Annotated in this window: 17 protein-coding genes and 1 tRNA gene; 11 read left to right on the forward strand and 7 right to left on the reverse strand. The window is 70.6% G+C overall.

What is annotated here, in order from left to right; all coding sequences use genetic code 11:
* Positions 1–232 precede the first annotated feature (232 nt).
* Both ACFWGD_RS08590 and ACFWGD_RS08595 read left to right on the forward strand, forming a co-directional pair.
* Entirely contained in the window at positions 233–1,237 is a 1,005-nt protein-coding gene (locus tag ACFWGD_RS08590) for a hypothetical protein (RefSeq protein ID WP_377778239.1), read from the forward strand.
* Between the two features lie 405 nt (positions 1,238–1,642).
* Positions 1,643–2,689 (forward strand): glutathione S-transferase family protein, encoded by a 1,047-nt coding sequence (locus tag ACFWGD_RS08595; RefSeq protein WP_377778241.1) that lies wholly within the window; start codon positions 1,643–1,645, stop codon positions 2,687–2,689.
* A gap of 127 nt (positions 2,690–2,816) precedes the next feature.
* Here the strand turns inward: ACFWGD_RS08595 and ACFWGD_RS08600 are convergent, their stop codons facing one another.
* Positions 2,817–3,389 (reverse strand): DNA-binding protein, encoded by a 573-nt coding sequence (locus ACFWGD_RS08600; protein ID WP_377778243.1) that lies wholly within the window; start codon positions 3,387–3,389, stop codon positions 2,817–2,819.
* Between the two features lie 9 nt (positions 3,390–3,398).
* Positions 3,399–4,103: a TVP38/TMEM64 family protein gene (locus tag ACFWGD_RS08605; protein WP_377778244.1), complete on the reverse strand. Its 705-nt coding sequence runs from the start codon at positions 4,101–4,103 to the stop codon at positions 3,399–3,401.
* Positions 4,104–4,444: 341 nt separating this feature from the next.
* On the opposite strand from ACFWGD_RS08605, the gene ACFWGD_RS08610 reads away from it, so the two are divergent.
* The 4 genes from ACFWGD_RS08610 to ACFWGD_RS08625 all read left to right on the forward strand — a co-directional run bounded on the left by ACFWGD_RS08610 (position 4,445) and on the right by ACFWGD_RS08625 (position 12,189).
* Positions 4,445–6,328: a methylmalonyl-CoA mutase family protein gene (locus ACFWGD_RS08610; RefSeq protein ID WP_377778246.1), complete on the forward strand. Its 1,884-nt coding sequence runs from the start codon at positions 4,445–4,447 to the stop codon at positions 6,326–6,328.
* A gap of 8 nt (positions 6,329–6,336) precedes the next feature.
* Positions 6,337–8,601 (forward strand): methylmalonyl-CoA mutase, encoded by a 2,265-nt coding sequence (scpA, locus tag ACFWGD_RS08615; RefSeq protein ID WP_377778248.1) that lies wholly within the window; start codon positions 6,337–6,339, stop codon positions 8,599–8,601.
* Between the two features lie 143 nt (positions 8,602–8,744).
* Positions 8,745–9,866 carry a methylmalonyl Co-A mutase-associated GTPase MeaB gene (gene meaB / locus ACFWGD_RS08620; RefSeq protein ID WP_377778250.1) on the forward strand — a complete coding sequence of 374 codons (1,122 nt, stop codon included), beginning with the start codon at positions 8,745–8,747 and terminating at the stop codon, positions 9,864–9,866.
* Between the two features lie 13 nt (positions 9,867–9,879).
* Positions 9,880–12,189, forward strand: a complete 2,310-nt coding sequence (locus ACFWGD_RS08625) for an Hsp70 family protein (protein ID WP_377778251.1) — start codon at positions 9,880–9,882, stop codon at positions 12,187–12,189.
* A gap of 20 nt (positions 12,190–12,209) precedes the next feature.
* On the opposite strand, the gene ACFWGD_RS08630 is transcribed toward ACFWGD_RS08625, so the two are convergent.
* Positions 12,210–13,874, reverse strand: a complete 1,665-nt coding sequence (locus ACFWGD_RS08630) for an SDR family NAD(P)-dependent oxidoreductase (protein WP_377778252.1) — start codon at positions 13,872–13,874, stop codon at positions 12,210–12,212.
* A gap of 112 nt (positions 13,875–13,986) precedes the next feature.
* Between ACFWGD_RS08630 and cls the strand changes: the two genes are divergently transcribed.
* Positions 13,987–15,456 (forward strand): cardiolipin synthase, encoded by a 1,470-nt coding sequence (gene cls, locus ACFWGD_RS08635; RefSeq protein ID WP_377778359.1) that lies wholly within the window; start codon positions 13,987–13,989, stop codon positions 15,454–15,456.
* 112 nt (positions 15,457–15,568) lie between these two features.
* On the opposite strand, the gene ACFWGD_RS08640 is transcribed toward cls, so the two are convergent.
* A tRNA-Leu gene (locus ACFWGD_RS08640) sits at positions 15,569–15,657 on the reverse strand.
* Between the two features lie 162 nt (positions 15,658–15,819).
* On the opposite strand from ACFWGD_RS08640, the gene ACFWGD_RS08645 reads away from it, so the two are divergent.
* Positions 15,820–16,359, forward strand: coding sequence for a YbhB/YbcL family Raf kinase inhibitor-like protein (locus ACFWGD_RS08645; RefSeq protein WP_377778253.1), 540 nt, complete (start codon positions 15,820–15,822; stop codon positions 16,357–16,359).
* A gap of 755 nt (positions 16,360–17,114) precedes the next feature.
* On the opposite strand, the gene ACFWGD_RS08650 is transcribed toward ACFWGD_RS08645, so the two are convergent.
* From ACFWGD_RS08650 to ACFWGD_RS08660, 3 genes are read right to left on the reverse strand one after another with little or no spacing between them, the layout of a single operon-like run.
* Positions 17,115–18,227 (reverse strand): quinone-dependent dihydroorotate dehydrogenase, encoded by a 1,113-nt coding sequence (locus ACFWGD_RS08650; RefSeq protein ID WP_377778254.1) that lies wholly within the window; start codon positions 18,225–18,227, stop codon positions 17,115–17,117.
* Positions 18,228–18,270: 43 nt separating this feature from the next.
* Complete coding sequence (locus ACFWGD_RS08655) at positions 18,271–19,407, reverse strand: hypothetical protein (RefSeq protein ID WP_377778255.1); 1,137 nt, start codon at positions 19,405–19,407, stop codon at positions 18,271–18,273.
* Positions 19,408–19,465: 58 nt separating this feature from the next.
* Positions 19,466–20,401 (reverse strand): aldo/keto reductase, encoded by a 936-nt coding sequence (locus tag ACFWGD_RS08660; protein ID WP_377778256.1) that lies wholly within the window; start codon positions 20,399–20,401, stop codon positions 19,466–19,468.
* Between the two features lie 128 nt (positions 20,402–20,529).
* Between ACFWGD_RS08660 and ACFWGD_RS08665 the strand changes: the two genes are divergently transcribed.
* From ACFWGD_RS08665 to ACFWGD_RS08675, 3 genes are all read left to right on the forward strand, one after another.
* Positions 20,530–21,411: an undecaprenyl-diphosphate phosphatase gene (locus tag ACFWGD_RS08665; protein ID WP_377778360.1), complete on the forward strand. Its 882-nt coding sequence runs from the start codon at positions 20,530–20,532 to the stop codon at positions 21,409–21,411.
* Positions 21,412–21,421: 10 nt separating this feature from the next.
* Complete coding sequence (gene mshC / locus ACFWGD_RS08670) at positions 21,422–22,711, forward strand: cysteine--1-D-myo-inosityl 2-amino-2-deoxy-alpha-D-glucopyranoside ligase (protein WP_377778257.1); 1,290 nt, start codon at positions 21,422–21,424, stop codon at positions 22,709–22,711.
* A gap of 640 nt (positions 22,712–23,351) precedes the next feature.
* On the forward strand, positions 23,352–23,774 hold the full coding sequence (locus ACFWGD_RS08675) for a hypothetical protein (RefSeq protein ID WP_377778258.1): 423 nt from the start codon (positions 23,352–23,354) through the stop codon (positions 23,772–23,774).
* The last annotated feature ends 9 nt before the right edge of the window (positions 23,775–23,783 follow it).

Raw genomic sequence — 23,783 nt, forward strand, 5'->3', positions numbered from 1 at the left:
TCCGTTCGCAGTGGATGCCGGATCCCCCCGAAACGACTCACCGGGGGGCCGGAAAACGCCAGGTCGCGGAAAGAGTGGGTGAGTCGATTGGGGCGAATAGTCGTCGTAAAGCAGGAAATTGACTCATTCGGCCGAGGCTGACGCGGCCACGACGCGGAGCCCCGCCACCCCCGGACGGCGTCGCGCGGAAATTAGATGGAACCGAATGGGCGCGAGGCGCGTCGAATAGGGCATGAAGACACTGAGGGGGATCTCCAGAAATGACCGACAGAAGCTCGAACGGCGCTGCCGCGGCGGCGAACTGCACCGGCTGCATCCGAACACCTACATCGCCATGGCCGACTGGGACCAGATGGACCAGACCGAACGGCGGCGACTGCACCACCTGAGCAGCGTCGACGGGCGACCCGGGATGGTCATCGTCGGACGCAGCGCGGCGCTGGTGCACGGGCTCGAAGTGGTCGACGTGATCGAGAGCGCAACGTCCGGCATGGTGCCGCGTTGGCCGGTGCCGCCGGGCGAGGACGTCGTGGAACTGGCGCATCCGTTGCGGCGTCGAATCGAGACCAGGGGAAACATCCACGAGAGCCGATTCCGGTGGGATGCCGGCGAGGTCGATCTGGTCGACGGTCGGCCGGTGACGTCGATCGGCGCGACGGTCGCGGACATCACGCACCGGCACGGGTTCGGGCAGGGGCTCGTCGCCGCGGATTCGGCGCTGCGGCAGCAGCATTCGGCGATCGACCTCATGAGGCCGGCGGCACTCGCACCGCAATCCGCCGACGCCCTGACCACCGTGGCGTGCGCTTCGCAGTTCCCGGACAGTGCCGCCGAATCGCTGATGCGCGCGCAGATCATCGAGGCCGGCCTGCCCGCGCCGGAGATGCAGCTGAGGGTGTTCACGGGCGATCGCATCTACATCGGCAAGGTCGACCTGTCGTACCCGGGATTGCTGCTGATGATCGAGGTGCACGGCAAGCACAAGTTCAGCGGGCGGTACGGCGACGGCGAGGCGCGGTCGATGTACGAGTGGCGACGCGAGACCGAGATGGTGCAGGAGGGGCTGGCGGTGCTTCGCGTGACGTATCCGCAGATCGTGTCCGGCGAGGCTCTGCGGATGGTCATCGCCGCGCTGGAGCGGCAGCGGGCGGCGGTGGCGAACGGCGCCGAGTCGACCGCGCTGTTCGTTCCGGCCGGCGTGCGCTGGCCCGAGGGGTATCGCCTGCGCGAGCGGTGAGCGGGCGGGAAGATGCGGATGGTGACGGGGGCAGGCGCCGATGGTGGCCGAGGGCGGGCGCGGGGAGTGGGCGGGGGAACGGGCGGTGGCGGGCACGCCAGTCACACTGGAAACTAGCGGCGGTTGAATCGCCCCAAACGACTCACCACGCTTGACGACGACCTGCGGTTTTCTCTCGACCTCATGAGTCGTTTGGGGCGACTCACCGAGATTTGGGGCACGAGTGACGCGAGCGATGAAAGAGGCCGAAGGGGGACGATCGAATCAGGGAGTGCGGCAGAATCGAGGGGTCGCGGGGATGCCGAGGCAAAGCGACGGCCGTCGGATCAGGCCATCGGACCAGCATGAAGGCGCGACGACCGACGACCCTTGCGGGTTGTTGACACGTCATCTATGGTGGGGTTCATGAGCGAACAGACGACGCCCGACCAGGCCACCACCACCGACCAGCCCACGAACCCGCACGACACCCCGGGCGTGTACGTGGACAAGGGCAATGACTTCAATCGGGACATGCGGTACATCACCACGCGCATCACGGTCGACGGGGAGGACGGCTACGCGGTCGAGCCGAATCGCTACCGCCTCATCGCGGCGCAGGCGTGTCCATGGGCGAACCGCGCGATCATCGTCCGCCGCCTGTTGGGCCTGGAGGACGTCATCTCGATGGGCCTCGCGGGCCCGGTGCACGATCCGCGTTCGTGGACGTTCGATCTCGACCCCGGCGGCGTCGACACGGTGCTGGGCATCGAGCGCCTGCAGGACGCCTACTTCGCGCGCGACCCCGAGTACCCCCGCGGCATCACGGTGCCGGCGATGGTCGACGAGCGCGACGGCGCGGTGGTCACGAACGACTTCGACCAGATCACGCGCGATTTCGCGACACAGTGGACGCAGTTCCATCGCGAGGGCGCCCCGGATCTGTGGCCGGCGCACCAGGCCGAGGAGATGGAGGCCGTCATGAAGCGCATCTTCACCGAGGTCAACAACGGCGTCTACCGCTGCGGCTTCGCGGGCTCGCAGGAGTCCTACGACGCCGCGTACGACCGGCTCTGGACGGCGCTGGACTGGCTCGAGGAGCGCCTGGCCGATCGCCGCTACCTCATGGGCGACACGATCACGGAGGCCGACGTCCGCCTGTTCACCACGCTGGTCCGCTTCGACGCGGTCTACCACGGCCACTTCAAGGCCAACCGCCAGAAGCTCGCGGAGATGCCGGTGCTGTGGGCCTACGCCCGCGACTTGTACCAGACGCCGGGCTTCGGCGAGACGGTCGACTTCGACCAGATCAAGGCCCATTATTACGTGGTGCACGAGGACGTCAATCCGACGCAGATCATCCCGAAGGGCCCGTCGGAGGACGTTTGGCTGACCCCGCATGGCCGCGAGTCCCTCGGTGGCCGCCCGTTCGGTGACGGCACCGCGCCGGATCCGCAGCGCCCGCTGCGGTAGGCCACGGTTTTTGCTTGACGACGGCCCGGCGCACGCATTCTCCCGCGTGCACCGGGCCATTTGCGTGCCTCGACCGAGCGGAGCCTGAGCTCGGTCGAGCACACCCGGCACGCCGAACTCGATGGCGTCAGTCGCGGGCGGCGCGCTGGAGCAGGTGCACGGCCAGGGACCAGCCGGACTCTTCGGCGTGCCACCCGGCGGCCTGCAGCCGCTGGTTGATGGCCTGCTTGCTCACGCCGAGCTCGGCGGCGGCCTCCACCTGCGTCCATCCGGCGCGCACGAGGTTCGTCGCCTCGCGGCCCTCCGGGGACCTGCGCGAAATGACGTGGTGGAGGAGGGTGAAGGCGGCGGCGATATCGTCGGAAAGCTCTTTGCCTCCCGGATCACCGGTGCGGATGCGGGCGCGGACCGTGCCCGCGCGACCGCCCGCGCCCAAGACGCCGGCGGCGGCGACGGACGCGGCATCGGCATCGCCGGCGGGGGAGACGCCGATGCCGATCGACCAGTCTCCCGCGGCGAGCAGCGCCAGCGTCAGGGTGGTCACGGCGACGGCGTCGCGGGGGTGCGCCGACAACTCCTCGACCCCCGCCGGCGCGACCGTGCCCACACCCTCGAGCCGGGACAGCGCGACCCCCGATGCCCGCACGTGCTCGGCGCGGCGGGTGGAACGTCCCCGATAACGGGCGTGTACGGCGAACATGCCCCGAGTCTACCGTGGTGACTTGACGGAATCGACGACCGGCATGCGCGCGTCGATGATCAATCCGGTCAGGCCCAGGCACACCAGCAGGGCCGTCGCGATGAGGATGCGGTAGTCCATCCCGCCGGCCAGCGCGTCGCCGAAGAGGACGGTGACCACGGTGCCCGGGGCGGATCCGGCGACGGTGGCCAGGAAGAACGGCACGGGGCGTATCGACGACAGCGCGCACGCGTAGTTCAACGGCGCAAAGGGCACGGCGGCGATCATCCGCAGCGAGGCGACGGCCAACCAGCCGCGGCGCTCCAGGCGGCGGTCGACGTCCATCACGCGGCGATGGCGCATGAGCAGCCCGCGCGCCCAATCCCGCGCGAAATGGCGCACGACGCCCAGGGACACGATCGCCGACACCCCCGTCGCAGCCAGCGCCAGCGCGATGCCCGGCAACGCCCCGAACAGGATCCCCGACGACAGCGTGAACACGGTGCGCGGCACCGGCAGCTGGGTGAAGCCGACGTAGGCGAGGAAGAACACCACCGGGAACCACGCCCCCGTGGCCTCCGACCACCCCCGGATCGCATCGAAGGTGGGCACGTCGACGATCCACACCACCACCGCGGCGGCCAGCCCGAGCGCCAGCAACGCCAGCGGGCGCGCGGCGCGCCGCCGGGCTGCGCGCATGCGGGGCCCGCGCGGAGGGGAGGGGGTTGCTGACACCGCGCCGAGGTTACCCCCGTTCGCCGCCGGAGACGGCGTGGCGCACCCGATACGCCGGGATTCGGACGTCGTAAAGCCCGCTAATGCTGGGATCGGGCACCATCGCCCGGCGGGAACTCGCATTCCGGGGGTGGGCGAAGCGACCCGGCGGAGGAGATTCCCCGGGGCTAATTAGTATTGGAACGGTGACCGGCTCACGGCGGGCGAACGGTGCTGAGTAGCGCCGAAATCCCGTCGCCGCCGGTTGTACGTCACTACACAAGCGCCGTCCGTGCGCGGGCCACCCGGGCCACCCCGGGGCCGGGTTCGGGGCGCATGACAAGCAAGGGAGAAGGTCCGCCGTGACTGACCGAACGGCCACCAATGCCGCCGGGACCGCGCTTCCGCCAGACTTCGAGGACCAGCAGGCCTCGTGGTACAAGGCTGTCGCCGGGGTGTTCGCCCGGGCGCGGAAGCAAGACGTCGCCGACGTGCCGTTGGACGTCTGGAAGAAGCTCAACACGACCACGTACGACGGCGTGGAAGTCCGCCCGCTGTACACCCGGGCGGACGATCTGGCGGAGGCCCCGGCCCCCGGCCAGTTCCCGTTCACCCGCGGCGCCCGCCTGCGCGGGGCCGACGACGCCGGTTGGGGCGTGCGCGAGACCTTCGGCCGCACCGGCTCCGGTTCCGCCGCCGAGGTCAACGAGGCGCTCATCGACGCCCTGGCCAACGGAACCTCCGCGCTGCGCGTCGATCTGCGCAACGGCCTGACCGCCGCGGATCTGCCCGCGGTGCTCAAGGGCGTGTACTTGGACATGGCGCCGATTGCGATCGAGGCCGGCGACCAGGTCGCCGAGGCCGCGGACGCCCTGTTCGCGCTTGTCGACGAGGCCGGCGTGAAGGATCCCGAGGCCCTGGACATCGAGCTGTCCGCCGCCCCGCTGACCAGCCAGTACACCGGCGCCGCCGAGGTGGCGCTGGACAAGGCCGTCGAGATGGCCGTGGCCAACGCCAAGCGCCCGGGCTCCGTGCGCACCCTCCTGGTCGACGGCGTGGCCTTCGCCAACATGGGCGCCACCGATGCCCAGGAGATCGGCTACGCGCTGGCCGTCGGCGTTGCCTACCTGCGCGCCCTCACCGGCGCCGGCCTGAGCGCCGAGGAGGCCCTGGACCAGATCTCCTTCCGGTTCTCGGCCACCGACGACCAGTTCAACACCATCGCGAAGTTCCGCGCGGCCCGCACCCTGTGGGCCCGCGTCGCGGAGGTCTCCGGCGCCCCCGACCACGGCTCCGCCCCGAACCACGCCGTCACCGCCCCGGTGATGTTCTCCCAGCGTGACCCGTGGGTGAACATGCTGCGCGTCACGGTCGCCGCGTTCGCCGCCGGCGTCGGCGGGGCGACCACCGTCGAGGTGCTGCCCTTCGACAACGCCGTCCACGGCGGGCAGCCGGGCGTGTCCCGCAAGTTCGTCAACCGCATCGCGCGCAACACCAACCTGCTGCTCCTGGAGGAGTCGCACCTGGGCTTCGTCGCCGACCCGGCCGGCGGCTCCTACTTCGTGGAGGAGCTGTCCGACGAGATCGCCGACCGCGCGTGGAAGGTGTTCACCGACGTCGAGTCCTACGGCGGCATCGAGACCGCCTACGACCACGTCCGCGAGAACATCGACGCCGCCTACGAGGCCCGCCGCAAGGACATCGCGCACCGCCGCACCAAGATCACGGCGATCAACGAGTTCCCGAACCTGGCCGAGGCGCCGCTGGCGCCGGAGTCGCGCCCGGTCAACGAGCGCGTCCGCCGCTGGGCCGCCGACTTCGAGGGCCTGCGCAACCGCTCGGACGACTTCCTCGCCGAGCAGGGCCGCCGCCCGCAGATCACCATCCTGCCGCTGGGCCCGCTGGCCAAACACAACATCCGCACCGGCTTCACCGCCAACCTGCTCGCCTCCGGCGGCATCGAGGCGCTCAACCCGGGCCAGGTCGTGCCGGGCGAGGCCGCCTTCGACGAGGCCGCGAAGGCCTCGCCGATCGTCGTGCTGTGCGCCGCCGACGGCGAGTACGCCGCCTCCGGCGCCGAGGCCGTCAAGGCCGCCCGCGCGGCCGGCGCCTCCGAGGTGCTCGTCGCCGGCCCGGAGAAGCTCTTCGCCGACGCCGAGGGCGACGCCCGCCCCGACGGGTACCTGACCATGAACATCGACGCCGTCGCGGAGCTCTCGCGGCTGCTGGACTCCCTGGGAGCGTGAACGGACCAATGAGCACCATCCCCAGTTTCGCGGACGTGCCGCGCACCGACGCGGACGCCGCCCCGGCGGCGGCCGATCAGGCCGACGCCGCCACCGAGACCTGGACGATCCCCGAGGGCATCGACGTCAAGCGCGTCTACGACCGCGCCGACCGCGAGGCCGCCGCCGCCGAGGGCCACCCGGTGGATTCGTTCCCGGGCTTGGCCCCGTTCATGCGCGGGCCGTACCCGACCATGTACACCAACCAGCCGTGGACGATCCGCCAGTACGCGGGTTTCTCCACCGCCGCCGAGTCCAACGCGTTCTACCGCCGCAACCTGGCCGCCGGCCAGAAGGGCCTGTCGGTCGCGTTCGACCTGGCCACGCACCGCGGCTATGACTCGGACAACCCGCGCGTCACCGGCGACGTCGGCATGGCCGGCGTGGCCATCGACTCGATCTACGACATGCGCCAGCTGTTCGACAGCATCGACCTGGGCGGCGTGTCCGTGTCCATGACCATGAACGGCGCGATCCTGCCGGTGATGGCGATGTACATCGTCGCCGCCGAGGAGCAGGGCGTGCCCACCGAGGAGCTGCGCGGCACCGTGCAGAACGACATCCTCAAGGAGTTCATGGTCCGCAACACGTACATCTACCCGCCGAAGCCGTCGATGCGGATCATCTCGTCCATCTTCGAGTTCACCTCGCTGAAGATGCCGAAGTTCAACTCGATCTCCATCTCCGGCTACCACATCCAGGAAGCCGGTGCGACGGCCGACCTGGAGCTGGCCTACACCCTGGCCGACGGCGTGGAGTACATCCGCGCCGGACTGGACGCCGGCCTGGACATCGACAAGTTCGCCCCGCGCCTGTCGTTCTTCTGGGGCATCTCCATGAACACGTTCACGGAGATCGCCAAGCTGCGCGCCGGCCGCATCCTGTGGGCGGAGCTCGTCGCAAAGTTCGACCCGAAGACCGACAAGTCCCGCTCCCTGCGCACCCACTCGCAGACGTCCGGCTGGTCGCTGACCGCCCAGGACGTCTACAACAACGTGGCGCGCACCGCGATCGAGGCCATGGCCGCCACCCAGGGCCACACCCAGTCGCTGCACACCAACGCGCTGGATGAGGCCCTGGCCCTGCCGACCGACTTCTCGGCCCGCATCGCCCGCAACACCCAGCTGCTGCTGCAGCAGGAGTCGAACACGGTCCGCCCGGTCGACCCGTGGGCCGGCTCGTACTACATCGAGTGGCTGACCAACGAGCTGGTCAAGCGCGCCCGTGCGCACATCGACGAGGTCGAGGAGGCCGGCGGCATGGCCGAGGCCACCGTCGAGGGCATCCCGAAGCTGCGCATCGAGGAATCCGCGGCCCGCACCCAGGCCCGCATCGACTCCGGCCGCCAGGCCCTCATCGGCGTGAACAAGTACCAGGTCGAAGAGGACGAGGAGATCGAGGTCCTCAAGGTCGAGAACTCCCGCGTGCGCCAGGAGCAGAACGAGAAGCTCCAGCGCCTGCGCGCCGAGCGCGACGAGGAGAAGACCCAGGCCGCGCTGCGCGCCCTCACCGACGCGTGCCGCAACCCCGGCGAGCCGGGCGACCTGGACAAGAACCTGCTGAAGCTGGCCGTGGACTGCGCCCGCGCCATGGCCTCCATCGGCGAGATCTCCGACGCCATGGAGGAGGTCTTCGGCCGCCACCAGGCCGAGATCCGCACGCTGTCCGGCGTGTACAAGGACGAGGTGGGCAAGGAGGGCACCGTGTCCAACGTCGCGAAGGCCATCGCCATGGCCGACGAGTTCGAGGCCGAGGAGGGCCGCCGCCCGCGCATCTTCCTGGCGAAGATGGGCCAGGACGGCCACGACCGCGGCCAGAAGGTCGTCGCCTCCGCGTACGCCGACCTGGGCATGGACGTCGACGTGGGACCGCTGTTCCAGACGCCGGAGGAGGCCGCCAAGTCCGCGGTCGACGCCGACGTCCACGTCGTGGGCGTGTCCTCGCTCGCCGCCGGCCACCTCACCCTGGTGCCGGAGCTGCGCTCCGAGCTGGCCAAGCTCGGCCGCGAGGACATCATGGTCGTCGTCGGCGGCGTCATCCCGCCGGGCGACTTCCAGGAGCTTTACGACGCCGGCGCCGCCGCGATCTACCCGCCCGGCACGGTCATCGCCGATGCGGCGATCGACATGATCGGCAAGCTGGCCGCCGACCTCGGCCTGGAACTGAAGTCCGGCTCCGCCGACGACGTCGACGCCGGTGACGCCGAGGGCGCGTTCGGCGGCGTCGACGTGTAGCCGACATCTGATCGGCGCCCGGCCGGCGCTGAGCCGGCGAATTGGCCGGCGCTGAGCCGGCCGGGCACGACGGTGCGGGTGCGGGGCGGCCTTCGGGTCGCCCCGCACGCGTATCGGCAAGACTTTTACCGTAAGAAGGGGACATGACGGGTTTTCTCGAGGACAACCTCGGCACTCTGCACACGACCGCCGGCACGGTGGTGGAGGGCCGCACGGCGGTGGCACCGGAAGTGGTGCGCCGGGCGCGGCGGCGAATCGACGTCGACGAGCTGTTCGAGGGCGTGCGGGCCGGCAACCGCACCAAGCTCGCGAGGGCGATCACGCTGCTCGAGTCGACGGCCCCGGCGCACCGGGTGCTGGCGCAGGAGCTGCTGGTCAAGCTGCTGCCGTTTTCCGGTGACGCGCTGCGCGTCGGCCTGACGGGCGTGCCGGGCGTGGGCAAGTCCACGACCATCGAGACGCTGGGCATGCACCTGATCGACAAGGGCCACAAGGTCGCGGTGCTGGCCATCGATCCGTCGTCGACGAAGACGGGCGGCTCGATCCTCGGCGACAAGACCCGCATGGCCAAACTGTCGGCGGAGGACGCGGCGTTCATCCGCCCGTCGCCGTCATCGGGCACGCTCGGCGGCGTGGCCAAGGCCACCCGCGAGTCGATGGTTGTGCTGGAGGCCGCCGGCTTCGACGTCGTCATCGTCGAAACGGTCGGCGTCGGCCAGTCCGAGGTCGCCGTGGCCCAGATGGTGGACTGCTTCGCGTTCCTGGCGCTGGCCGGCGCCGGTGATCAGCTGCAGGGCATCAAGAAGGGCGTGCTGGAGATGGCGGACGTCATTTCCATCAACAAGGCCGATGGCGCGAATCTGCGCCCGGCCAAGCGCGCCGCCCGCGATCTGGCCACGGCGATGAAGATGGTCCGCGCCAAGGACGCGATCTGGACGCCGCCGGTGCTGACCATGTCGGCGCTGGAAAACGATGGCATAGAGAAGTTCTGGTCGGCCGTTTCCGACCACCGCGACGCGATGGTCGCCGCCGGCAAATTCGCCGAGAACCGCCAGGACCAGCAGGTCAAGTGGATGTGGTCGATGGTCCACGAGACCCTGCTGCAGCGCCTGGCCGGCGATGAGGGCGTGCGCGAGGCGCAGACCCTGGTCGAGTCGCAGCTGCGCGACGGCCACATCACCCCGACGCTGGGCGCGGAGCGCATCATCGAGGCCTTCGACGGGGGCCGGGCCGGCACGTCCCGCGACGTCGACGCGGGGAAGTAGGGGTCCCGGCGGCATGGTCCGGCGGTTGGCGCTCGACATCGGCGCGACGACGGTGACCGCGCGCCTGCGCGGTGGCGGCGGGTCGCGGGCCACGGTGCTTTTCGACGGCTCGGCCTCCGCCCCCGCCGCCGTCTGCTTCGAGGGCCCGGGCGCGTGCGCCGGCGTGGCGGCGATCGCCGCGGGGGCGGGGGATCCGTCGTCGTTCGCGGCGGCTCCGCTGGCTTCGGTTATGGCCGGGCGCCTGCGCTATGGCGGCGTGGACCGTGATCCGGCGGAGTTGGTCATGCCGGTGCTGTCGATGGTCCTGGGCCATGCCGCCGACATCGATGCGGAGCCGCCGGAGCAGGTGGTGTGCGTCGTGCCGCTCGGCGCGTCCGACCGGCTGCGCGCGCCGGTGGCCGCGGCGGCGCGGTCGCTGGGGCTGCCGGAACCGGCGTTGATCCCGGAACCGGTCGCGGCGCTGTTGCACGCGACCGGCGGGCGCGGACTGCCGGAGGGCGGCACGGGCGTCATCGTCGACGCCGGCGGCAGCTCGATGGAGGTCACCGTCCTGCGGGGCACCGGGTCCGGTGCGCCGGAGGTCCTGGCGGACCGGTCCGACAGGGCGCTGGGCGGCGACGACGTCGATGTGCGGATCCTGGCGTGGCTGGGCACGGTCCTGGACCACTCGAATCCGCCGCTGTCGGCGGCACTGCGCGCGGAGACCAACCGCACGCTGCTGGCGGCCCTGCGCGCCGAAGTCCGCCGGGCGAAGGAGGATCTGGCCAGTATGCCGGAGACCGACATCGCCGTGACCACCCTCCACGGACACGGCTCCGTCCGGATCACGCGCGCCGACCTCGACCGCATCCTCGCCGATTGGTCGTCCCGGGCGCGGGCGCTCGTGTCGGCGGCGCTGGCGGACGCCGGGCTGCGCGCCGACGGGTCGGTGGGGTGCTTCGTCATCGGCGGCGGCGCGTCGCTGCCGACGCTCCACCGCGCACTGGCCCCAGTCGGCCGTCTCACGGTGGCCCACGAGCCCCTCACCGCCGCCGCGGACGGCGCCGCCATCGCCGATGATGCGGCGCTGGCCGCAATCGGGGAGATGGACGAGGAGCCGCGCCGGCCCGTCGCAAAGCAGGATCGGCCGAGCCCCGCGGCGCCGTTCCGGGCCCGCACCATGCCCGCCCCGGCACCCGCGGCACCGGCACCCGCATCGCCGTTCGCGCGGCACCGGCACGCGCCGTCGGCGATCCGGCGGATCTGGGCCGGAAAGTCGCACGTCGTCGCGGAGGACGCCGACGGCGTGGTGTGGCACTGGGGGGAGCTGGGGCTGCTGGGGTTGTTCACGAAGCCGTCGGTGCCGCGGCCGGTCGCCGGGGTCCGGGGCCCGCTGGCCGCGGCGTCGGCGGGGGATTCGTTCTCCGTCGCCGTCGATGCGCGCGGCCGGGTGACGGCGTGGGGGTCGAACGACTCGATGAAGCTCGGCGTGGCCGACGCGCCGCTGCTCAAGGGCGAGCCGACGTCACCGGCCCTGTCCGTGCCGATCATCGGCGTGAGCTGCGGCGACACCCACACGTTGGCGATCACCGCCGACGGCCACGTGATGACGTGGGGCTCGCCCCTCAACGGCCGCCTGGGCCACACCGCCGCCATGGAGGTCTCGCCGCAGCCGCCGCTGCCGGTGGCGCACGATGTCCGGAGCATCGTCGCCGTCGTGGCGGGGCAGGGCCACTCGCTGGCCCTCGATGATGCCGGCGCACTGTGGGGCTGGGGCCGCGACAATCGCGGGCAGCTTTCCGGCAGCGAGGCCCGCGGCAAACCGCGGCCGATGCTGCTGCCGACGGCGGTGGCCTTCGAGAAGATCGCCGCGGGCAGGGATTTCACGCTGGCCCTCGACGGCGCCGGCACCGTGTGGTCGTGGGGACGCAACGATCGTGGTCAGTTGGGCCTGGGCGCGGGCACCCGCAGCGCGGCCGGGCGCGTGCAGTTGCCGGGACCCGCGGTGGGGATCTTCGCCGCCAACGCCCACGCCGGCGCGATCCTCACCGACGGGACGCTGTTCCTGTGGGGCTCGAACAACCAGGGCCAGCTGGGCATGCCGGGCGGGGTGCGGTCGTTTTCGCCGGTGCCGCGGCCCATGACCATCCCCGCGCCCATCCCCGCGCCAGGCGGCACCCCGCCCGGCAGCACCCACGTCACCCAGGCCGACGGTGGTGACGATTACACGGTCTGCCTCACCGCTTCAGGCACGGTCTTCGCGTGGGGCACCGGCTTCCACGGCATCGACGGCTCGGGCAGCCGGTTCGAGTCGCGCCACGTGCCGGTGCGGGTCTGTGGCTGATCGACTGAGTGGCTCACCGGCTACCAGCTCGACGGCTCGTAGTCCTTGAGGAAGACCCCCGAGTACTCCGGCCCGCCGGTCTCGCCGGCGACGATCGGGTGGTACACCCGCGCGGCACCGTCGATGAGGTCCAGCGGCGCGTGGAAACCCTCCTTGGCCAGCCGTTCCTTGGTCACGTGCGGCCGTTCGTCGGTGATCCAGCCGGTGTCGACGGCGGTCATGAGGATCCCGTTTTCCCGCAGTTCGCTTGACGACGTCCTGGTCAGCATATTGAGTGCGGCCTTCGCCATGTTGGTGTGCGGATGGCCGGGGCCCTTGTACCCGCGGCCGAAGACGCCTTCCATGGCCGAGACGTTGACCACGTACTTCCGGTCGAACGTCGAGGCCTCCATCGCGGGGCGCAGGCGATTGACCAGGATGAAGGGGGCGACGGAGTTGCACAGCTGGACCTCGAGCAGCTCGACGGGGTCGACCTGGCCGACGGTGGCCACCCACGAGTTGTGGGCGACGAGGTCGGGGATGAGGCCGCCGGCGTCGACGGCGGTGCCCTCGGCGACGCGGTCCAGCGACGCCGAACCGCCGGTCAGTGCGGCGGACACGAGCGCATCGGCGGCCGCCGAGTCGGTGTGGATCGAGTGGGCGCGGTCGCTGGACAGGTCGACTGCGCCGTTTGTCGCGCCGGTGGCCGCCACGGTGCCGGTGCGGGTGCCAGTGCCGGACAAGGTGGCGGCGGCCTGCTCCGCACCCGAGATCGCCTCGCCCGCGGCGCCGGTGAGCTGGCCGGGGTGGATGGCGGTGGTCGTGCCCAGGCTGACCCAGTCCACGGCCTCGCCGATGGTCGGGTCCAGCGGCGCGGACTCGCCGTCGGTCAGGCCCGAATACGCCCCGGTCGAGCGGCGCACGGTCTGCGCGGCGTTGTTGATGAGGATGTCCAGCGGCCCCGCCGCGGCGACCTCGTCGGCCAGGCGCACCACCTGGGCGGGGTCGCGCAGGTCGATTCCGATGACGCGCAGCCGATGCAGCCACTCGCCCGAGTCCTCCTGCGCGGCGAAGCGGCGCACGGCGTCCTTGGGGAAGCGGGTGGTGATGGTCAGGTGGGCACCGTCGCGAAGCAGGCGCAAGGCGATGTGCATGCCGATCTTCGCGCGCCCGCCGGTCAGCAGCGCGCGGCGGCCGGTGAGGTCGCAGCGGGCATCGCGCCAGCGGCGATTCTCGTCGGCGCAATCCGGGCACAGCTGGTGGTGGAAGCGATCGACGAGGGTGAACGGCTTCTTGCAGATGTAGCAGTTCTGGGACCTGATCAGCTGGCCCGCGAAGCGCTCGGGATCGACCGGCGTGCCGTCGACGGCCTCCGGGACGGACCCGGCGGGAAGCTCTCGGGCGGGCTTGAGGTCCAGGCCAAGGGTCTCGTCGTCGATGCGGTCGGCGCTGCCGGTGGCGGTGGCCTCGATGACCGCGCGGTCGGCGGCCAGGCGCTTGTCGCGGGCGGCCCGCCGGCGGCCGCGCTTGACCTCCTTGAACAACCGGCCGACGGCGCGCTGCAGCGCCACCGACGTCGGGTCCTCCGGATCGAGCCGGCCACCGGCCTCCAAAACGCGCAGGCAGGTGTCCAAATCCTCCGGGGAAATCACGGCACCCGATTCCGCCGCCCCCGGGGTGCCCGGTCCGTCCGCACGCTGATCCATTCCACGCCTTTCCCGCAATGTCCGTTGCCGAAGGGGATCGTAGCCGTCGCAAAGCGGGATCGGGAAAAGCGCGATCCGGCGGCACACGTAGACTTCGGGCATGGATTGGCTGATGAACTTCTTCACCGACATCACGTGGTGGCAGGCCTCGATCCTCATCGTGGATTACGCGATCAAGTTCATCGCCATCGGCGTCATCCCCGAAAACCGCAGCCCGTCGTCGTCGACGGCCTGGCTGCTGGCGATCATGCTGCTGCCCGTCATCGGCCTGCCGCTGTTCCTGCTGCTCGGGTCGCAGACCATCACCGGGCGGCGAAACCGCATCCAGGCGGCCGCCAACGAGCTGATCCTCGAGCGCACGAAGGACCGGCCGGATGTGCCGTCGTACATCGAGCTCGGCGACAGTTCGGCGACCACCATCCGGCTGTCGCGCAACCTCACCGGCATCCCGTCGGTCACCGCCGTCGACCACGGCATCCACACCGACTACGAGGCCACCATCGACCGGATGGTGGAGGTCATCGACGGCGCGCGGCGCACGGTGCACGTGCAGATGTACATATTCGCCCTCGACCCCGTCACCGAACGGTTCGTGCGGGCGCTGGAGCGCGCGAACGATCGGGGAGTGGCGGTGAAGGTGCTCATCGACCCCATCGGGTCCTACAAGTACCCCGGCTACTGGAAGCTGAAGAAGCGCCTCGAGCGCTCCGGGATCCCGTGGCACCCGATGCTGCCGGTCAGCGTCGTCAAGCTCACCTTCCGCAGGCTCGACCTGCGCAACCACCGCAAGATCATCACCATCGACGGCCAGGTCGCGTTCATGGGGTCGCTGAACATGATCGAGCCCGAATACCAGCGCAAGAAGAACCACCGCATGGGCCGCCAGTGGGTGGACACCATGATCGAGGTCTCCGGCGAGGTCGCGCTGCACCTGGACACCGTCTTCGCCATCGACTGGACCAGCGAGGAGTTCGCCCCGCCGGAGGAGCAGCCCATCATGGAGCGCGCCCCGTACAGCTCGTCCGATCGCGGGAACCTGGTGCAGGTGTTGCCCTCCGGGCCGGGCTATACGACGATGCCCAACCTCCGCGTGTTCAACGACATGATCTACGCGGCGTCGAAGCGGTTGATCGTGGTCAGCCCGTACTTCGTGCCCGATGAGTCGATGCTCGTGGCCATCACGTCGGCGGCCTACTCGGGCGTGCGGGTGGAGCTCTACGTCAACGAAAAATGCGACCAATTCATGGTCGGCCACGCCCAGCAGTCGTACTACCAGGCGCTGCTCGACGCCGGGGTGATCATCTACCGCTACCCGGCACCGCTGATCCTGCACGCCAAGTTCATGGTCGTCGACGACGAGATCGCCGTGTTCGGGTCGTCGAACATGGACATGCGGTCCTTCGGCCTCAACTACGAGATCTCCATGATCGCCACCAATGGCTCGATCGTGCCGCGGCTGATCGAGATCGCCGGCGAATACCGCGAAAAGTCGACCGTGCTGACGCCCGAGCAGTGGGACCAGCGCTCCTGGGGCCAGCGGTACCTCGACAGCGTCTTCCGCCTGACGTCGGCGCTGGTGTAGGGGGCGGGCGACAAGCTGGGCGCGGCGCCACGGCGTCGTCAAGCAAGCGACCCACCGCACGACGAAGCGGGCCCCGACCATCTCGGTCGGGGCCCGCTTCATTGTCTTGCTCTGGTGTCCGGAGGGGGACTTGAACCCCCACGTCCGTTAATAGGACACTAGCACCTCAAGCTAGCGCGTCTGCCATTCCGCCACCCGGACTAGGTGGTGCTCGCACGGTCTCCCGCGCTGACTCCCGATAATTTACCCCACGGCCCTGGGGCCGCCAAATCCGCTGGTGGGGCGCGAATCCCACGGTTGCGATTTGCTTTGCGACGCCCACGCCCGTGGCATGCTCCCCGGGCTTTCGGCACACTGGATGGCATGAGCACACCGACGAATTTCCCGGGCCCCGATCCCTACGCCCCGCTGAAGGACCTGCCGAGCTTCGAGCTGACGTCCCCGGACATCGCCGATGGTCAGCCGATCGACGAGAAGTTCCGCGCGCCCGAGTCGGTGTCGCCGGAGCTGAACTGGTCCGGGCTTCCGGAAGGCACCAAGTCCATCGCCGTGACCTGCTTCGACCCGGATGCGCCGACGGCCGCCGGCTTCTGGCACTGGGCGGCGTTCAACATCCCCGCCGACGTCGATGGCCTGAAGCAGGGCGCCAGCTCCGAGGACGCCTCCGATCTGCCCGAGGGCACGATCCAGCTGAGCAACGACTCCGGCGGGCGCGCCCACTACGGTGCCGCGCCGCCGCCGAACCACGCGCCGCACCGCTACATGTACGCGGTGCACGCGGTCGACGTGGAGAAGCTCGACGTCCCCGAGGACGCCACCCCGACCGTGCTGGGCTTCAACCTGTACTTCCATTCGATTGGGCGGGCGATCATCACGCCCTGGTGGGAGAACACGGGGGAGTAGCACCCGCTCGGCTGGCTCCGGTCGCCCCCGGTCAGTTCCGGCAGCGCCCCTGCAGAGCCCGGCCAGCGCCCGACCCTCATTTCCAGCGCCCGGTGGCGGTGTCCGCATTCGTTGCGACGCCGCCGCCGGGCATTGTGGTGTGTTGCGGGACCTCTCGTGGTTGGCGGGCGTCGCAAAGTGCACATTCTGAGCGCCCCGAAAATCGCGACCTGCGGTTTTGCGGAGCGGTGGTAGTACTTTGCGACGCCTCGGCCTGCGCATGACCGTCGCAAAGCCCGACAGCAGCCGGATCGCACCCGCAGAACCAAGGTTGCCGCACCACCAGCCGCCGCACGAGAGCGACGAAGCGGCCACGGCGCCCTCATTTCGTCGGCGCCCGCGCCAAACCACGGGGTCCATAACTCGGGGTCACTCGAAAATGGGCCCCACACCACGGGGTCACCGGCGAACCCGTGGTTTAGACCCCGTGGTGTGGGATCAGTGACGCTCGGCGTGGATGGCAGGGCAGTGCAGGACGGCGCGGCCAGGTGGCGAAAGAGTTGGGCGGTGCAGGGGGCCGCGGAGGAGGGGCGGGCGTCGCAAAGTGCACATTCTGAGCGCCCCGAAAACCGCGACCTGCGGTTTTGCGGAGCGGTGGTAGTACTTTGCGACGCCTCGGCCTGCGCATGACCGTCGCAAAGCCCAGACAGGAGCCGGATCGCAGGAGTGGAAGCGGAGCGGCCGGGGAGTGCGGGGCAGTGCCGGAGCGGCAGGGGTCAGGTGGCCGAGGACTCGCGCCAGGGCAGGCCGGAACCGACGGCATCGGCGATGGAGCCGAGACCATGGCGGCGAACCTGAGCGGCCAACCCGACGTGGATGTCGCGGATCCAATCCGGGCCGCCGTAGATCAACGGCGTGTAACCCTGCAGCAGCGTCGCACCGGCGGTGATCCGCTCCCACGCCTGCTCGGGCGTCTCGATGCCGCCAACGCTGATCAGCGTCAACTTCCCGCCGACGTGCCCGTGCAGCAACCGCAGCACCTCCAGCGCCCGCGCCGCCACCGGCGCACCGGACACGCCGCCGGCGCCCATCTTCGCGACGACGGACGACGGGGTCTTCAAGCCCTCCCGCGAAATGGTGGTGTTGGTGGCCACGATGCCCGCCAATCCCAGCTCGACGGCGAGGTCGGCGACGGCGAGGACGTCGTCGTCGGACAAATCCGGGGCGATTTTCACCAGCACCGGCGACGACGTCTCCTCCTGCACGGCCGCGAGAATCGGTCGCAGGGTCTCCACCGCCTGCAGGTCGCGCAGGCCGGGAGTGTTGGGCGACGACACGTTGACCACCACGTAATCGGCCAGATCACCCAGCGCGCGGGCGGACTCGCGGTAATCGTCGACGGCGCCGTCCAGCGGCACGACCTTGGTCTTGCCCAGGTTCACGCCGATGACGCCCTCGCCGCGGCGATCGCGCAGGTTCCCCGCCACCACGCCGGCGCCGGGATTGTTGAAGCCCATCCGATTGAGAATCGCCCGATCCTCCTTCAGCCGGAACAGCCGCGGCGTCGGATTGCCGGGCTGCGCCTGCGCGGTGACCGTGCCCAGCTCGGCGTATCCGAAACCGATGTCCGACCAGCAGTCGGCGGCCGTCGCGGCCTTGTCGAACCCCGCCGCCAACCCCAGCGGCCGCGGGAAGTCGACGCCGAACACGGTCTGCCGCAGCACCGGGTCATCGACGACGAGCAGCCGCGCCATCGCCCGCCGCACCTTCGGGGCGCGCTGCAGGCGGGCGAGCCAGTCGTTCATGATCACGTGGATGCGCTCCGGCGGGAGCTGGAACATCGCCTTCAGGGAAGCCTGGTACGCGGCGGTGCGGATGGGATGAGACACGGATGCTCCTCGGGCCCTCGGTCAACTGGCGTCAGCGGGAAGGTTACTCGCCGTCGCCGTCGCCCGCGGGCAGGCGGTCCTTGGGTTCGCGGGGCTCCATCAGCGCGCGCTCGGCGTCGAGGTCGGCCTTGCCCTCTTCGAGGGCCTTTGCGACGTCCCCGGCGGTAACGTGCTGCGCCCCCGCCCCGGAAGCGGAGTACGCCACCAGTCCGCCGTCGTCGGTGATGACCAGCGCCTGGGCGTCGGCGATCGTCGGCAGCTGCGCCGCCTTGAGGGCGGTGCCCTCGGAGATGTCGTAGGCCGTCAGCACGCCGTCGACGGTGGAGGTCACCCACACCAGGCCGCGGTCGGAGTCGACGGCGACGGCCCAGGGCCCCTCGGGCACCGGGGTGGAGTTGTGCAGGCGCACGATGTCGTCGGCGGTGTAGACCAGCAGCTGGCCGCCCTTGACGTCGACGGCGGCCACCGTACCGTCGGCGCCCACCGCGGCGGGGCCGACGCCGATGCCGGCGCGCAGGCCCGAGCCCGGGCGGGATTCGTCGAGGATGATTTCGTGCAGCGAGGTCTCGGCGCGGTTGATCTCGATGAGCACCGCCGACTCGCGGTCCGACGGCACGGACAGCAGCTGCGAACCGGTGCGCGACACGGCGAAGTCGTCGGCGTGCTCGCCGTCCGCCCCGAACACGTCGACCCGGTCGGAATCGCTCCTGTGGCCGACGATGCGGCCGTCGGCAAGCCCGACCGCCGCGGAGTACGCGGTGCCGCGCCCGATGACGGCGGTCGCCGACCCATCCCGGGCCAGCACGTGGATTCCGTCGGGGCAGGGCAGGACCGCCACGTTGGCGCCCGGCGCGAGATCGCCGCAGGCCTCGTCGACCTCGTTGACCTTCATCGCGGGATCATCCGGGGTGCCGGACAGGACCTCGGCACCCGCGCGCAGCAGGATCCGGTCGCCGACGGCCAGCGCCCCCGTGACGTTCTTCGGCAGCTTGACGACGTCGCCGGCAACCCCTTCGTTCCCATCCCCCGAAGGCGCGCCCGCGGCCGGCAGCGGCGTCGCATTGCCCATGCCCGCGGTCACCTCGCCCTCGGCGTCGGAGCCGCACGCCGCAAGCGGAAATGCGAGGGCGGCGATACCGGCGATGGCGGCGGACATGCGAATGCGGGAGTTGCTGCTCACGCTTGTCGACGGTACCACCCGGGGTTTCCGCCGCCGCGATGCGTGGGCGGCGACGCGCCTACAAAGAAACGTCGTCGAGCGCGTCGCAGATGGCGCCGGGCAGCACCAGCTCGTCGGCGGCGAGCAGTTCGCGCAGTTGCCCCCGGGTGCGCGCGCCCATGAGCACCGACGTCACGCCCGGCCGATCCCGGGTCCACGCCAGCGCGGCGGCCGGGGGCGACACGCCCAGGCCCTCGGCGGCGGTGCACAAGGCGCCGACGACGGTGACGCCGTGGGGATCGAGGTAGTCCTGCACCTCGGCGTCGGCGTGCTCGGAGGCGCCGCGGGAATCCTCCGGGATCGCGTCGCGGTACTTGCCGGTGAGCACGCCCTGCGCCAGCGGCGCCCCGGCGATGAAGCCCACGCCCAGGTGCTCGGCGGCGGGCAGCAGCTCCTGCTCGGGGCCGCGCTGCAGCAGGCTGAACTCGTGCTGGGCGACGACCGGGCGGATCCGGCCCGCCGCCGAATGCGTCACCGCCAGCTGCCAGCCGGTGTAGCCGCGCACGCCGGCATAGCGGACGCGGCCGGAGCGCACCGCGAACTCCATGGCATCGGCGACCTCCTCCGGCGGCGTCGACGCATCCCAGTAGCCCGCCGACCAGATGTCCACGTGGTCGACGTTGAGCCGCGCCAGCAGCGCATCCAAATCCGCCTGCAGCGCCCGGCGCGAACAATCCACCCGACGCCCCACAGGCTGCCCCGGATCGACGCCGGAGGCCGCCGACAGCACCACATCGCCGCGCAGGCCCCGGCGCCGCAGCACCGACCCCAGCATGTCCTCCGGCGACCCCGACCCCGTCACCGGCGTGGCATCGACCAACGTGCCCCCGGCATCGACGAAGTCGCCGAGGATCTTCGCCGCCTCATCGCGGTCGGTCCCCGCACCCCACGTCGCGGTGCCCAGGCCCAGGGCGGACACCCTCAGGCCGCTGCCTCCAAGAAGTCGTCGTCGCACCCCACCACCCTACGTCCCGGGCGCGCCCGACCCCCGCAGGCCGGACGGGGGCACGTGGGCGTCGTAAAGCGGCATTGCCCCGATCCGGGCAACGGGGGAGTAGCCTGTCCGCCGTGACTCCTTCCCCCATGATTCTCGCGGCCGGCGCCGACGCAGCCGGCACCGCCGCCGGCTCGACGGACATGACGTGGGCCCAGACCATCATCCTGTCGATCGTCCAGGGCCTCACCGAGTTCCTGCCCGTCAGCTCGTCGGGGCACCTGCGCATCGTCTCCGAACTGTTCTGGGGCGCCGACGCCGGCGCGTCGTTCACCGCCGTGATCCAGCTGGGCACCGAGGCCGCCGTGCTGGTGTTCTTCGCCAAGGACATCTGGCGCATCCTCACCGCGTGGATCCGCGGGCTGTTCAACAAGGACGCCCGCGACTTCGACTACCGCATGGGCTGGATGGTCATCGTGGGCACGCTGCCGATCGCGATCATCGGGTTCTTCGGCAAGGACCTCATCCGCGAGGGCCTGCGCAACCTGTGGATCACCGCCACCGTGCTGGTGCTGTTCTCCTTCGTGTTCATCGCCGCCGAGCGGTTCTCCCGGCGCGACCGGTCGTTCGACGAGCTGACCATGCGCGACGCGATCATCATGGGCTTCGCGCAGTGCCTGGCGCTGATCCCGGGCGTGTCGCGCTCCGGCGGCACGATCTCCGCGGGCCTGTTCCTCAACCTCGACCGCGAGGTTGCCACCCGCTTCAGCTTCCTGCTGGCCATCCCCGCCGTGCTCGCGTCGGGCCTGTTCTCGCTGCCCGACGCCTTCGACCCCGCCGCCGGCCAGGCCGCCTCGGGGGCGCAGCTGCTGGTGGGCACCCTGGTGGCGTTCGTCGTCGGCTACGCCGCCATCGCGTGGCTGCTGAAGTTCGTGGCCAACCACTCCTTCGCCTGGTTCGCGGCGTACCGCATCCCGGTGGGCATCTTGGTGATGGTCCTGCTGGGCATCGGCGTCATGCAGCCGATGTAAGGTTTCCGGCATGCATTCGTGGCCCATCCCTGCCGTTCCCTCCGTCGCGGGCGCCGCCGTTCCGCTGACCCTGCACGACACCGCGGACGCCGTGGCCAAGCCGGTGTCCCCGGGTCCGGTGGCCGGCATGTACGTCTGCGGCATCACGCCGTACGACGCGACGCACCTGGGGCATGCGGCCACGTACCTGACGTTCGACCTGGTGTACCGCGTGCTGCTGGACAACGGCCATGAGGTCCATTACGTCCAGAACATCACCGACGTCGACGATCCGCTGTTCGAGCGCGCCGAGCGCGACGGGGTGGATTGGCGCGAGTTGGGCACCTCGCAGATCGACCTGTTCCGCGACGACATGAAGAACCTGTCGGTCATTCCGCCGCGCGATTACGTCGGGGCGATCGAGAGCGTCGGCGAAGTCGTCGAGATGGTGGGCTCGCTGTTGGCGTCGGGTGCGGCGTACCAGCTTGACGACGACTTCCCCGACATCTACTTCGACCGCACCGCCACGGCGGCGTTCGGCTACGAGTCGAACTACGACGAGGCGACCATGGCGGAGTTTTTCGCCGAGCGCGGCGGGGATCCGGAGCGGCCGGGCAAGCGCGACCCGATGGATGCGCTGCTGTGGCGGGCCGAGCGTGAGGGCGAGCCGGCGTGGGACGCGCCGTTTGGCCGGGGTCGGCCGGGCTGGCACATCGAGTGCTCGGCGATTGCGGTCAACCGGTTGGGCGTCGGTTTCGACATCCAGGGCGGCGGGTCCGATCTGGCGTTCCCGCACCACGAGTTTTCCGCGGCCCACGCCGAGGCCGCGACCGGGCATCCGCGGATGGCGAAGCACTACGTCCATTCCGGGATGATCGCGCTGGACGGCGTGAAGATGTCCAAGTCCCTGGGCAACCTCGTCTTCGTCTCCAAGCTGGTCGCGGCGGGCACCGATCCGTCGGCGATCCGGTTGGGCGTGTTCGCCGGCCATTACCGCTCGGACCGCGATTGGTCGGATGAGGTCCTCGCCGACGCCGAGGCCCGCCTGGCCCGCTGGCGCCGAGCCGCCGCCGCAGCTTCCGCCACCGATGCCACCTCGGCCACCGTGATCACGGCGGTTCGCGAGGCGTTGTCCGATGATCTGGACACCCCGCGCGCGCTGGCCGCCGTCGACGTCTGGGCCGATGCCGTCCTCGCCGACCACTCCAGCACCGCCGCCGACTCGAGCACCACCAGCACCGACGCTGTCGGCCTCAAGTTCTCGGGCGCCGGCGCGGAGGTCGCGGCGGCCCTCGATGCACTGTTGGGCGTCAAGCTTTAGCCGACCCCGCGTCACTTGCGCCCCACTGGCACCACCCAGTGGTGATCGGGGGCGCAGTGGCACCCGGCCTCGCGAAGTTATCCGACGAGCGCAGCCACACGATTTTCCATCCTGGGCTTTTACCGACGTTCATGCGGCCTGTGGCTGCATCCGTCGTCTAACGCCTCCCACCGGATCCGGGCCGGCCATCCAGCGCCGCACTCCGGGACCGGGTCGGACATCCAGCGCCCGGCTCCTGGACCGAGACGAGCGTCCAGCCCCGCGCTCCGGGACTGGGACGAGCATCCAGCGCCGCGCTTCGAGACCGCTTCGGGCAGCTTTACGACGTCTCGGCGCATGCGTCGTCCCGTCGTCAAGCGAAAGCAGGGGCCGAATCATGGTCCGGCGCTGATATCGCGACGTGAACGTAACTAACTGCCGACGCTTCGGCGTTGTCGTGCAACGAAATCCCGGAAGCGTCGGCAGTTAGTGCCACTCACCACGGGCATCGGCGGCCGCCCGTTACTGGTGGGGCGGGAGAGACGGGGGAGACGGCGGGACGGGGCCGGAGCCAGCGCTGGCCGCCGACGAATGCCCCCGCACCCCACCCCGCCGCACGCCCACCCCGGCGAGATTCCGGCCGCGCGGGCATGATTGGCGCATGATCCGCGACACGTTCCAGCCGGAGCTCGACGAGTTCATCGGCGACCTGGAGTCCTACGCCACCGGTTCCTACCTCACGGAGGCGGACCGCGAAAACTGGTTCGAGCCCTTCGATTCCGCCGCCGCCACCGAAGTCCGCGACGCAGTGGAGCGCTACTTCGACGCCCTCGACGCGCTCGCTTCCACCGCCGGCAACAACACCGCCACCACCAACACCACCGCCGGCGAGCCCGCGCCGCAGGACGCCCTCCTCGCCGCGGTCGACCACGTCACGGCCAACCTCAACGCCATCAACGACGCCCACGACGGCGCGGTCATCGAGGACGAGGAACGCGCCACCCTGGTGCCCCTGCTCATGCGCGCCGCCCACGCCGCGGGCCTCGACGAGGAGCACGACGACCTCCCGGAGCGCGACTTCTAGCTCCCGGCG

This window comes from Corynebacterium sp. NPDC060344 (assembly GCF_042725215.1).
GTDB lineage: Bacteria > Actinomycetota > Actinomycetes > Mycobacteriales > Mycobacteriaceae > Corynebacterium.

Excerpts from the sequence above, each read along its gene's own strand:
- ACFWGD_RS08590 (WP_377778239.1), top strand. The coding sequence starts at position 233 with ATGAAGACACTGAGGGGGATCTCCAGAAATGACCGACAGAAGCTCGAA.
- ACFWGD_RS08595 (WP_377778241.1), top strand. The coding sequence starts at position 1,643 with ATGAGCGAACAGACGACGCCCGACCAGGCCACCACCACCGACCAGCCC.
- ACFWGD_RS08600 (WP_377778243.1), bottom strand. The coding sequence starts at position 3,389 with ATGTTCGCCGTACACGCCCGTTATCGGGGACGTTCCACCCGCCGCGCC.
- scpA (WP_377778248.1), top strand. The coding sequence starts at position 6,337 with ATGAGCACCATCCCCAGTTTCGCGGACGTGCCGCGCACCGACGCGGAC.
- meaB (WP_377778250.1), top strand. The coding sequence starts at position 8,745 with ATGACGGGTTTTCTCGAGGACAACCTCGGCACTCTGCACACGACCGCC.
- ACFWGD_RS08625 (WP_377778251.1), top strand. The coding sequence starts at position 9,880 with ATGGTCCGGCGGTTGGCGCTCGACATCGGCGCGACGACGGTGACCGCG.
- ACFWGD_RS08630 (WP_377778252.1), bottom strand. The coding sequence starts at position 13,874 with ATGGATCAGCGTGCGGACGGACCGGGCACCCCGGGGGCGGCGGAATCG.
- cls (WP_377778359.1), top strand. The coding sequence starts at position 13,987 with ATGAACTTCTTCACCGACATCACGTGGTGGCAGGCCTCGATCCTCATC.
- ACFWGD_RS08645 (WP_377778253.1), top strand. The coding sequence starts at position 15,820 with ATGAGCACACCGACGAATTTCCCGGGCCCCGATCCCTACGCCCCGCTG.
- ACFWGD_RS08665 (WP_377778360.1), top strand. The coding sequence starts at position 20,530 with ATGATTCTCGCGGCCGGCGCCGACGCAGCCGGCACCGCCGCCGGCTCG.
- mshC (WP_377778257.1), top strand. The coding sequence starts at position 21,422 with ATGCATTCGTGGCCCATCCCTGCCGTTCCCTCCGTCGCGGGCGCCGCC.
- ACFWGD_RS08675 (WP_377778258.1), top strand. The coding sequence starts at position 23,352 with ATGATCCGCGACACGTTCCAGCCGGAGCTCGACGAGTTCATCGGCGAC.